Annotated in this window: 11 protein-coding genes; 7 read left to right on the top strand and 4 right to left on the bottom strand. The window is 58.7% G+C overall.

The window, feature by feature from the left end; genetic code table 11:
* Positions 1 to 53 precede the first annotated feature (53 nt).
* The 3 genes from AC0L30_RS41680 (at position 54) to AC0L30_RS41670 (ending at position 3,554) form a co-directional block, all read left to right on the top strand.
* On the top strand, positions 54 to 965 hold the full coding sequence (locus tag AC0L30_RS41680; RefSeq protein WP_473255671.1) for a hypothetical protein: 912 nt from the start codon (positions 54 to 56) through the stop codon (positions 963 to 965).
* 869 nt (positions 966 to 1,834) lie between these two features.
* The gene (locus tag AC0L30_RS41675) at positions 1,835 to 2,281 is read left to right on the top strand and encodes a hypothetical protein (protein ID WP_473406691.1); all 447 of its coding nucleotides are present in this window, start codon (positions 1,835 to 1,837) and stop codon (positions 2,279 to 2,281) included.
* Between the two features lie 1,033 nt (positions 2,282 to 3,314).
* On the top strand, positions 3,315 to 3,554 hold the full coding sequence (locus tag AC0L30_RS41670) for a hypothetical protein (protein WP_246649391.1): 240 nt from the start codon (positions 3,315 to 3,317) through the stop codon (positions 3,552 to 3,554).
* Between the two features lie 86 nt (positions 3,555 to 3,640).
* Here the strand turns inward: AC0L30_RS41670 and AC0L30_RS41665 are convergent, their stop codons facing one another.
* The 3 genes from AC0L30_RS41665 to AC0L30_RS41655 all read right to left on the bottom strand — a co-directional run bounded on the left by AC0L30_RS41665 (position 3,641) and on the right by AC0L30_RS41655 (position 5,142).
* Positions 3,641 to 3,823, bottom strand: coding sequence for a hypothetical protein (locus tag AC0L30_RS41665; RefSeq protein WP_198288338.1), 183 nt, complete (start codon positions 3,821 to 3,823; stop codon positions 3,641 to 3,643).
* 134 nt (positions 3,824 to 3,957) lie between these two features.
* Positions 3,958 to 4,721 (bottom strand): IS5 family transposase gene (locus AC0L30_RS41660; protein WP_473406690.1). Its coding sequence is split into 2 segments (ribosomal slippage): positions 3,958 to 4,176 and positions 4,179 to 4,721, totalling 762 coding nucleotides; the frame shifts between segments, so codons are not numbered across the junction.
* A gap of 220 nt (positions 4,722 to 4,941) precedes the next feature.
* On the bottom strand, positions 4,942 to 5,142 hold the full coding sequence (locus tag AC0L30_RS41655; protein WP_473406689.1) for a DUF6494 family protein: 201 nt from the start codon (positions 5,140 to 5,142) through the stop codon (positions 4,942 to 4,944).
* Positions 5,143 to 5,470: 328 nt separating this feature from the next.
* Between AC0L30_RS41655 and AC0L30_RS41650 the strand changes: the two genes are divergently transcribed.
* Both AC0L30_RS41650 and AC0L30_RS41645 read left to right on the top strand, forming a co-directional pair.
* Entirely contained in the window at positions 5,471 to 6,268 is a 798-nt protein-coding gene (locus AC0L30_RS41650; RefSeq protein WP_473406688.1) for an alpha/beta fold hydrolase, read from the top strand.
* A 315-nt stretch (positions 6,269 to 6,583) separates the two neighbouring features.
* The gene (locus AC0L30_RS41645) at positions 6,584 to 8,047 is read left to right on the top strand and encodes a DUF5939 domain-containing protein (protein ID WP_473406687.1); all 1,464 of its coding nucleotides are present in this window, start codon (positions 6,584 to 6,586) and stop codon (positions 8,045 to 8,047) included.
* A gap of 194 nt (positions 8,048 to 8,241) precedes the next feature.
* Here AC0L30_RS41645 and AC0L30_RS41640 read toward each other — a convergent pair whose 3' ends face one another.
* Entirely contained in the window at positions 8,242 to 8,508 is a 267-nt protein-coding gene (locus AC0L30_RS41640) for a hypothetical protein (protein ID WP_035993166.1), read from the bottom strand.
* A gap of 295 nt (positions 8,509 to 8,803) precedes the next feature.
* On the opposite strand from AC0L30_RS41640, the gene AC0L30_RS41635 reads away from it, so the two are divergent.
* Together AC0L30_RS41635 and AC0L30_RS41630 are read left to right on the top strand one after the other, a co-directional pair.
* Positions 8,804 to 9,802: an ABC transporter substrate-binding protein gene (locus AC0L30_RS41635; RefSeq protein WP_473406686.1), complete on the top strand. Its 999-nt coding sequence runs from the start codon at positions 8,804 to 8,806 to the stop codon at positions 9,800 to 9,802.
* A gap of 22 nt (positions 9,803 to 9,824) precedes the next feature.
* Positions 9,825 to 9,962 (top strand): hypothetical protein, encoded by a 138-nt coding sequence (locus AC0L30_RS41630; protein WP_473406685.1) that lies wholly within the window; start codon positions 9,825 to 9,827, stop codon positions 9,960 to 9,962.
* The last annotated feature ends 1,351 nt before the right edge of the window (positions 9,963 to 11,313 follow it).

Here is an 11,313-nt window from a genome sequence, read left to right as displayed (position 1 = left end):
GATTTAATGCCCGGCCTCGGTCCGGGTGACATTGGGTGCGATGGGGAACGCCGATGCTTTCGCCGATTAAACCGATATATCCCGGCTCACAAATTCATAGTCCCGCGCTCTCACCGGAAGACGTCGAGCTTGTTGCGCGCGCGGATGAACGGCTCGTCCACGCCTATGATCAGATCGCACGTGCAGATGAACAGCTGGCGCGTGTCAATGAACAGCTTTCCAAGCTAGATCAGGATGGCACGCGCCATCCTTCTCAGCCGAAGAATTCCGCGAAATGGTTTCGACCACCTGACCGCGGGGCGAGCTCATCGCGCGGAAGGCCGGCACTGCGCGGCCTGATCGGTCTGCTGTTGGCAAGCGGCATCTGTGTAGCTGCTCTTGCTGCGCAGTCATCTTACGGCGATGCGGTCAGAGCAATGATGTATCGGTGGTCCGCGCATGCCGTTTCACCTTCGTCGTTGCCGCAAGAAAGAGCCGAGATCTCCTCGGCTCTGCCTACCACTCAGACGAGTGCAACCTATGTGGTACTTCAGCAACCGGGGCCGCTGACTACACCGCACGATGCGATCCAGGCAGCCGCTGGCCCCAGTTCGCCGGAGCTGGCGCCGACGCTCCAGGGATTGTCGGGCGACCTTACGAACCCGCAGCAAGCGATCGAGCAGCTCAAGGCCAACCAAGATCAAATCGTCCGCGACCTTGGCCAGCTCTCCGACCAGCTTACGGCGGTCCAGGCACAAATGGTGCGAGACAGAGCGGATGCCGGCGAACAGCTCAGAATGGTCCAAGAACGATTGGCCGGCATCACCACTAACGCTTCCGAGCAGATCCTACGCCCCAAGACGCCGGTGCCGTTGCCCAGGCCAATTGCCGCCACGATCCGCAAACCTGTGCCAACCGTTCGGCGGGCGCAAGACAGGGGGCGGCCACACGCGCCGCTGCAGACCGATCAAGCCGTGCAGGACTAGGGATTAACTGTTTCCAACGCGTCTGATCGCTGCGAGACCTCGATGCGGAGGGCAGAGGGCGCTGTTGCTTGCTCCGCAGCTGTCGCCATCGCGCGGCTTGCTGCCCATAGTTCACTCGCAACCGGGAGGGAGATAATCGTCCCAATGTGGGGGATGGCGACCGGCGCCTTTTGGCGCGCTCCTTCCCTGTTAGATTGGGGCGGGAGCGCGACTGGCGTTCCCATCACCGGAGCTCTCCGCGGACGCTCAGATGGCACGCTCCTTGCCAATCAGTCGGACCAGTGATTTTCGTTGCGAGGAGACGTCTAGCAATGGGACCAAAAATTCGAATCTTCAAAGGCCCAAAGCCCAATCTGGCACATGTTACCCGCAATCTGATGCAACTACTCGACGCGCTCGAGGATCTTGAGGAGCTGAGAGAGAAGGTCCGGCTAGCAGAAGCAACCCGAGTGTTACATTAAAGCGGCCACCTCCGTCAGACCTGCTGACTAATCTGCCAATGGCACCTTGAATCGGCAATAGTAGCTCGCGCGGTTTTGCGTTTTGCGTGCGACCAATCGAGGGCTCGCGTGCGGTCCAGCACTATGCGGCAGAACCAGCCATGGCGCAGAGGAACCGGGCTCGGGGATCATGGTTAACGATTTGGCAAAGGAGATCGTCCAATGCCCCATGCCGCCCCTTTGGTGCTCGCCGCCATCGTCGCCAACTCAGCTCTTCTGGTCCTCGCGCCAGGAGGCCCCGCAAATGCGGGGTCCGCGGGTGCGGGCACGGGGACAAGCGCGAGCAGCGCCAACGCTGGTCCGTCGGCGCCTGCCGGAATGGGGACGAATGCGGGTAGCGCCAGCGCTGGTCCCTCAGCGCCTGCCGGAATGGGGACGAAAGACGCCGCCACCGGCGCAAATCCGAGCACTACCAATCAATTGAACAATCCGAACGTTGAACCCGCCACGCCGACAAAGTCGCGGACGGCCGCACAGGCCGCAAGAAATGCCGGGGTTGGCCACGCGCAAAATGGCCTGCCGATCGGGGCCATTGGGACGGGTACGAGCAACGAGGACCAGATGATCATCGGCCCATTACCCACCCGAAACGCATCAGCCCCGGCAGCACAGGCCAAAGGAAACATCAGTGGTGGTCACGCGACAAATGGTCCCCCGGTCGGAACGTTTGGAAAGGGCCCCAGTCTTTCGGACCAGGTGAGCCGGCCGCGCGCCGCGCGAGCTGGCGATAAAGTGCTGGACGCCAAAGCGCAGGTCGAGCGACGAACAACCGTTTCGCCCAAACGCGTTCCCGGCATCACAAAGCGGGGTTTGTAGCTGCGAGCGACGCGGCGAGCAGACTTGCGACCGAGATCCGGTGGGGCGTGGCAGGGCCTGGCGCCGCAACTCGCCTGCCAGAAGCCGGATAATTGAATCATTCAATATCGCGCCATTTAACTCAAGTCACGGTGACCTGATTTGACCCGCGATTGAACCGGTCCTGCCGCGGCGCGCGCCCGCCCAATGGTCGACGCACAGCAGCTTGGTGCCGTAGACCTGATGCGCCGAGGGGGCTTTTGACGTCGTGGTCCGTTGATCGTGGTCGGATTCCGGCGAATGCGAACAACGGCCGAACCACACGACACCTTGATCCTGGTCGGCTTGCGCGTCGCCTCTCAACTCACGTGGCCCCTATCATGGTTCCGTCCGAAGCGCCGCTTAATGGCTTGGACAAACGGAAACACGAGGACGCGCGCAACTCTTCCCGCACCGAAGCAATAACGCGCTGGCGACGGACCGTCCTATTGATCGGTGCCGGGGACGGAGGCCCTCCGACCGTCTCGGAGGGGAGCGCGGCCTTCGCGCGGGCACGACAGCCATCACAAAGAAAATGTTGATCAGCAGCCATACCCCGAAAATGAGCAGGATAGTACGCACAAGGAAGCGAGCATAAACCGGAGCCCGTCGCGAGGAGCCACCTTTGCGCAGCCGGGCGAAAACGGCCTCGACATCCACCTCACTGGGACGCCGACACCATCGGATCCCAGCGCACCTAGGGACACAAAGAATCAGTCGAAGCCTGGTCCGGTGCAAAACTCGGGTCTGTGCGGTTTCAGACCTTGATGTACCTTTGATGGCACCCTGGGTGGACCTGCGGCAAGGTCGGAATGACGAGGCCTCGCGCCGCGACCACCGGCCCGTCCATCCAAAGTTGGTCCCACGCGCGACCGTGGCTATGCACCGCACGGTGAATACGCGGCTAACTAACAATTAGGAGAACCAATATATTGTTTCCGTGGTTGAATCATCCGTCATCCCGGAAAGCAAGGTTACTGTTTGCGTCGAGGATGAGTTTAGAACCTGAGCCAAGATGATGAAGGACCTCAGGCGACGATTGGAAAAGCTCCGCGCGGACGCCAGAGACTTTGCTCTTATGAGTCAGTCGGCGACGGATGCCGAAAAGCGCGCGCTCTTTCAACGCTTGGCGGATGAACTCGCCTTCGAAGCTCTTGAGCTTGAGGTCATCGTAAAACAACAAGGGCACTCGGATTCCAGCGAGCAGCACGAGGTCGTGGAATTTAAGCCATCCGCTCAGAAGAAGCGCGGCTGATGCGGAAAGAGGCTGGGCGGTCGGCTTGTCTTCCTTATCCGTCCCGCGCCCTGAACGATTTTGAGCATAGCTTCCACCAACGGCCGCTAAGGCACCTTCGCCTCATCCCATTGCGCGTGGATCCAGACGTCGCGCGGTTCATCAGCTCGGTCAGCTCGACCCGCGGGGCCGGCCACGTCCCAGGCGGCGTCCTCGCTCAAGCATTTGAGCGCAAGTCGCAGCATCCGGAGCTGCACCTCGCTCAGATCGTGCAAGGTGACGATCGGCATCGCAGCCGCCCAGCAGCTCGGTCTCGGCGAGGTACCAGCGCCCAGCCGGACACCAACCCGTCGCGCGGCATCGACGACAAGGGGAAGAACGAAACCGCACATCGCGATGTTGCATCGGACCGCCTTGGCAAGAACTAAGACGCGGACTCATAAAGACGCAGCCATAGCCTGATCGACGCGAGCTGAACGAAGGCAAGGTAGTTGGCGGCCAGCCTGTCGTACCGCGTCGCCACCCGACGACATTGTTTGATCCGGTTGAAGAACCGCTCAACCCGGTTGCGAGCGCGGTAGAGATATGGGCTGAAGCAGATCGGATCGCTGCGATTGCTCTTCGGCGGGATGTTGGCCCACGCGCGCCCTTCTTCATGGCAAGCTCCCTGATCCAGTCCGCGTCATAGCCACGGTCCGCAAGCAACATTGACCCGGATTTCAGACGAGACAGCAGTTTTCCGGCAAGTCGAACGTCATTGGCCTCACCGGGGCTCAGCGCCAACCGTACCGGCAGACCATTGCTGTCGACCACCGCATGGATTTTGCTCGTCAAACCGCCGCGGGACCTTCCCATCGATTGGCGCTGGTTCCTTGCGATGCAGGCTCCATGCTGATGTACGCGGACAATGGAGGTGTCGATCATCTGGGTAGCGGCATCATGGGCAGTGCCAAGCGCTTCTATGATGCGGCCCCAGACGCCAGCCCGCCGCCACCTGACGAGCCGGTTGTAGCAAGTGGTGTATGGCCCAAACGCCGCCGGCAGATCACGCCAGGGTGCTCCTGATCGAAGGATCCAGAAGATGCCATTCAGGACCCGTCTGTCGTTCACCCGGGGGACGCCACGCGGCTTGTTCGGCAGCATCGGCTTGATGGCGGTCCATTCATAGTCAGCGAGTTCGTAGCGCATGATTCGAGCTCCAGTTCGTGAGTTTGAATCACGGCAATCCGGCCAAACGCAACGCTCATGGGCAGACACAGGTACGGCGCTTTTGGACAGGAACGGACATCAACCATCCCGCACTCTGTGCCAAAACTGTCGAAAATGACCCAAAGCAGTCGTTGCTGGAAATCAACAGGATTGAATGCTCCACCAACCGGGCCGCAATGCCGGGGCAACCGGGACATCGTCAGAGTGCGATTGTTTCCTCGACTACATGTTTCAGCGCCGTCCCCTCAGCCGACAGGGTCATTCGCAGTTTGAGCTTGCCATCTTTCACCGCCCCGCTGCGCACTAGGTTCTCAATTTCACGCTGCGATGTAACTCCGACATGCTTCAGAAATTTACGGATAACCATATTGAAGCGGTCTTCATCGAACTCGGCGGTCATGGCTGTTCTCCCTGGTCGGTCAGGCGATGTCTAACACGAGGCGAGCAAAGACCCAACATCGAGGCCCAACTCGCGTCACCGCCGACTTCCTCCTCAACCTGATTGCCTACAACATCGGCCGGAGCTGAAGACTACACCCGAGGCTGCGCAAGGTCGGCCGTTTGAGGTAGACCGGACACGGCTGGCGCTGTCGCCGACCGCCGCTTGTGACCCATGGCGGAAGTAAAATATTCCTTCGAAGACCGCTGAAGTCATCTTCCATTTGTTCGGTTTTGGCGATTACACTGTTGCACTCGTATGGTACCCATTTTTTGCACGGAGAGATTTCATGACCTTGTCAGACGTCACCCGCCGCAGATTGATCGGCAGTGTCGCGGCCGGAGTAAGCGCGGTCTCGGTAGCTTCATCAAGCATCAGCAGCGCACGTGCTCAATCCCCGCAAAAGACTTTTGTTCTTATTGGCGGAGCCTTTTACGGAGCTTGGTGTTGGCATCGCGTCACCGAGAGGCTCGAAAAGCAGGGCCACAAAGTCTATGCGCTTACGCTTACGGGATTGGCAGAACGCTCGCATCTCCTCAGCAGAGACATAAATCTCGACACGCACATCACGGACATCGCAAATCTCGTCGAATGGGAAGACCTCACAGACATTTGCCTCGTTGCCCATTCGTATGCCGGATGTCCCGCATCGGGCGCGCTTGAGCGCGTCGGAAACCGTGTGTCATCTATCGTCTGGGTTGATGCAATAAAGCCGGCCGACGGGGAGTCATTCCGAGACCTGGTCTCCTTCCCGATAGAGGAGGGTGCAATCAGCCGTCCGGCTCCCAAAGCGCTCCCCCCGGCGGCCTTTAGCGACCCCAAAGACGTTGCTTGGGTTCTATCGAAGGTAACTCCTCAACCGATTGGCACATGGCTGCAACCTGTGAAGCTCTCCGGCGCACGCGAAAAGGTCGCGAAGAAAACCTACATCCGCTTACCCAAATTCCAGTTAGCGGCCTTGGACAAAGCGGCAGGGGAGTGCAAGTCCGATAATTCTTGGACCGTCCTCGAAAACGCGACGTCTGGCCACTCCGTTATGATCGCCGAGCCGGATTGGTTGACTGACGTGCTGGTGAAAGCAGCGTGAGATTGATCTGATCAGGAACGACTTCTGGGCTGCCATAATTAAAATTGTAGCCGAGCGATCCGTCTCGCTCGGCTTGCGAGTAGCCAGTGTACGAACGACTTCCACACACATGGCCCGTGACCGACCTCAGTTAGAGCGCTGCGAGGGCCGCTTCCGGGAGATGAGCCGACCCGATCATGCAAGCCGCCGGCTGCCTTTGACCCATAAGCGACATGGGCGGATTGAAAATCCTTGCAGTACAATAGGCCGTGCGGCATCGGATGGCTCGCGAGGACCGGGCGAAGCTGATAGATTGCCATCGTCAGGAGCTGATCGATGACATCCATTGACGAGCGTCTTCTCGAAAGCAAGATGACGCAGATCGAGCAGGCCCGCACTTGGAGCCCGCGCGTAATCTCCAAGTTCGAAACGCTGATCCGCAGTGGTGACGAGGTCAGCCTGTACCGTGCCAATCCGCTGGCGTTCGCCCGTGATCGCAGTGTGGCTGAGCCGGAGTCGATCGATCTGTTTCTCCATGCCGCTCGCGCCGGGCTGGTCGACATGCATTGGGACATTCTCTGCCCCCACTCGGGTCTGGTGCTGGAAAGCTTCGGGAGGCTCCATGCGCTCCGGAGCCATTTCGTCTGCGGGCTTTGCGATATCGAGGGTCAGACCGAACTCGACGACTTCATCGAAGTGTCCTTCTCCGTCTCGCCGCAAATTCGGCGCCTCGCCTTGTATGACGTCGACAATCTCTCGATCGAAGATCTGCACTGGAAGCTCAAGTTCGCCAACAGCGGACGGCTGCCCGGCGGACAGACTCGATTTGTCGATGTCTTGCGCGGTTTCGTTCGCGGAATGACTTATCTGCCGTCCGGTCTGACAACGACGCTGCAGACCGATATTGGGCCGGGCGCGGTCTCAGGCGTCAACGTCCAGACCCAGGCGGGCTTTACGCTCCTGGTCGCGCTCGATCCCACTGCCGTGCAGATGCCGAATACTCCGACGATCATTCGTACCACCTATGACGGGCAGCGGTTCACGCCCGCCGTTTCGGCCGTGCCGTCGGGGCCTGTGGTCTTCGAGATCAGCAACACCGGCCCTAAGCGCGGTTCGCTGCTCCTGATCAACTGGCCACCTGAAACCTTGGAAATGCCCGAGAAGCCGACCCTCGAATTCGATCCCTACGTCTCGGGCGGGATGCTGCTGACGCGTCAGACGTTCCGCAAGCTCTTCCGCTCAGAGCGCGTGGATGAGGAGGAGGGCCTCGGCGTTCGGCAGGTGACGTTCCTGTTCACGGACCTGAAGGGTTCGACCGCGCTCTACGAGCGCCTCGGGGATCTTAATGCCTATGCTCTCGTCCGCGAACATTTCGCTCTCCTCGACGCAATTGCCCATCGGCATGCCGGTGCCATCGTGAAGACCATCGGCGACGCCGTCATGGCCGCGTTTTTCCGGCCGGTGGATGCCGTGGAGGCAGCGCTGCACATTCTGCGGGACATCGGAGAGTTCAACTCCAAGCACGGCCAGCCGGCCGTCATTCTCAAAATGGGGGCACATTGCGGACCTTCCATCGCCGTGACCCTCAACGAGAATCTCGACTATTTCGGCCAGACCGTGAATATTGCCGCGCGGGTGCAATCATTCGCCGACGCCGGCGAAATCTGTCTCACTGAAGCACTCTACACCGCGCCCGCTGTTCGCCAGCTGCTGGCGGGCCACCATGTCGAGGAGTTCGAGGCGCCGCTGCGCGGCGTCGAAGGCGAGGCGCGAGTCTACCGGATCACCGGCCGATTGTAGCCTAGGCTCTGCGGCAGTCCGCACTAGCGTAGTGATCGAAATGTATTTCCGACATCTGGCCGCCGCGAGGCGGCTTTTCTTGGACACGGCAAGAGCAAGGAGTCTGTTCGTGGCCCAGAGCTGACCTGCCCTGCGCAGCCGGTCGAGGACCGCTTGTGACCCATAGGAGACTTCCCACAGCGGTGGTTCCCTCGTTAAGCGGTCTCTACGGAGAGGACACGAACAGCACCGTGATCCTTAAGGTACGCGGAGAGACAGTCGCCAAACTCGTCAAGAAGTGCCAATCCAGCTCTATCAAAGTCATTCTTCCCGCACAGGATCAAGGTCCCGTTTTCATAACGACAGTGGACAGCTTGATGCCATCGACGGTGATCGCGGAATTCAGCTTCGATGTCTTGTGCGGCTATCGCCCCAGCAGAAGCATCGATCCCACTGCAAACAAGTGTGATCTTGAAACTCATCGGCCTCCGACGCCGGTCATGGAATTGCACCCAAATTACTATGCTATTTCGTCCGAGTGAAGGTCGCCTTTTGGCCCTTCGCTACCGTTGACGCGGTGCCGCTATATGTCGGTTCAGAGGGGTAGACCGGAAGTTCGCTGTGGAGCGCTGGACCGACGCTTTTGACCCGGACCGGACATCGCGTGGCTGACATGCCTATTCGAGATTCTGTAGCAGAGGTCATAGCCAGTCGGTTCCAATGTGTTAGTTTGAGGCGAGTCATAGGCTGTCTCTAGGCTTTGCGGAGGCATCAGACATGAAGCGGCGCGAGTTCATCACGGCACTCGGCGGCGCTGCGGTGTGGCCGCTGGCGGCTCAAGCGCAGCAATCTAAAAAGATTTACCGAATTGGATATCTGACGGCTAATTTGAGCAGCTATCCTTGGGTAAACGGCTTCGTCCGCGAATTAAGTGATCGCGGCTATTCGGAGGGCAACAATCTCACCCTCGAATGGCGGGAGGCAAAAGGACATTCGGAACTTCTGCCCGAGATGGCTGCCGATCTCGTCCGGCAGAATGTGGACGTGATCGTGGCTGTGGGAAATTACCCCGGACTTTTGGTGCAGAAGATTACTGCGACAATTCCCATTGTCGTGCTCTCGAGCCGCGGCGGCGTTGAAGCCAAATTATACTCGTCTCTTTCACATCCTGGCGGGAACCTTACGGGTATCGACAATCTCTCGCCTGATCGCGATGTCAAACGAGTCGAGTTCTTGAAAGAAATTGTTCCAAAACTCTCGCGGTTGGCAGTTCTTTACAATCCGCTTCCCTCTCACGCCAGCAATCATCTCAACAGTATTTCTTCCGCATTTGAAAAATTGGGAATAGAAGCGCAGCCGTTTGAAGTTCGTTCACCGCCGGAATTTGAGGTCGCGTTTGCTTCAATCCTGCGCAAAAGGCAGGATACGATGATTGATGCGATGACTACTGTCACCGATCCGATGTTCGTCTTTGATCGCAAGAGGATTGTCGACTTCGGAATAGAAAACAAAATTCCGAACGCCCATGAATATCGAGAATGGGTGCAGATTGGCGGACTGCTTGCCTATGGTCCGACAATTGATGGAATATGGCGCCGGGGCGCTTATTTCGTCGAGAAGATCCTCAACGGGGCAAAGCCAAGTGATTTGCCCGTCGAAGGGCCGAGCGAATTCCATCTTGCGATCAACCTCAAAGCTGCCAAAGATATGGGCCTATCTGTTCCTCAGCATTTGGTCGCGAGGGCTGACGAGTTGATTAAAGCGGACGTACGCTAAGCGCTCAGCTAAGGACCACCCATTGCAGACCTCCGGGTTGAAGACCGGTAGCATCCCGATGTTCTCGAAGGTCAAGGCGCTCGGCATCGATATCCCTCCGACGCTGCGCGGCCGCGCCAACGACGGTTTTGCCGATCAATTCGGATTGCGCTTACCGTAGTCATTCTAGATCGACGATGCACAAAGCTTCACCGGCGGCATCGTACATCCATGTTCGGCCGAGCCGATTGCGGCTCAACCGCGCGACTTGTTCCAGTGCTCGGCCGCTTCGAATTCGCGGAGCCGATCGATTTGCGCTCTCAGGCCCGCCGGTACTTCCGGCTCTGGTTTCAGCGACGCACGTAGTCTCTCGCCGATCTCTCGAACGATGGCCCGACTGTGTATGTGGTCAATGTCAATTCCGTTGCGCATGACCGAGCCTTCGGTTCGGCCAGCACGCCGTGCACTCCTCCCGCAACCGATCGGGGCACTGCTGGCGATTTTGAATAGAACCGGAGACCGTCGCTTTTGGCTATCTGCGCGAGCGCTTGTATTGAGAACAGCGGGTCGTTCGTCACGACCTTTGGCTATCCGCGACATGCGCCGTGTTACTACCGGCGAGCGACGGCCTCAGTGTTTCTAAGGCTTGGCGGACCTTTTCGTTCCTTGATTTCCTTCCGAAGGAGGAACCTGCCCAGCGGCTAGTCGCTGGCGCCATGGAAGCAACTTCCGATCCGGCCGAAAACATTGGGCCGCAGCGTTCGGGAACCATTTCTGAGAGTACCCGGTTAGTTCATGGGGCGATAAAAGGGGATCATCGTCATGAGGACCAAATATCTCGCTGCGATAGCGATAGCTGTTGTTGCTGGTAGTGGGCTGGTCGTGAATTCCGTCGGCTCGCTTCGCGAAAAGCAGTCCACGCCGGCCGCCATACAGGTGGCGGACCGATTAGCTGGGTCCTTGGATCCGTATTTGCTACGGTCTGGTGGCTAAAACGGCCGGTGTAATTCAGAAATGCATTGACGGCGCTGCCTTAAGTCATGGGGCATCGCGCCCGCTCGGCGAGCAAGGCTGTAACGCCTTTGCCTCACATCCCATCGCGCTCGCATCCATACGTCGCATTCCTCGTCTGTCGGATTGAACGCTGCCTCTGCTTACGCCGCAACTTCGTGTCGTTACTTCCGGTCTTGGCCCTTAGCCGAAGGTCGATTGAACGCTTGTCATGTCGGCTGTCAGGGGTAAACCGAACGCCGATCCAAATTGGCGTCCACGGCTGCTTTGACCCAATTCAGACATCGACCTCTCTCTCTCTCTCTTCATGTTGCAGTAGTCTTGAATTGAGACGCCCCGACCAAATTGTCGGGGCGCTCGTCGATTTCATATCTTCGGCCAACTAGCCCTTAGACGCTTGTCTCGCCCATGGCCCGTCGCGTCGGTTGGCGCAGCGACATATCTAGTCGTCCGTGAAGAGCGGCTAAGCGATTGAGCTAGGATCGCATTTGACTTTGTGGACTGTTTTTGGAATGCAGGAT

Source organism: Bradyrhizobium sp. MI1.11, from assembly GCF_055811255.1.
The sequence above is the reverse complement of the archived record's forward strand: the minus strand, read 5'-3'. Positions and strand labels throughout refer to the sequence as shown.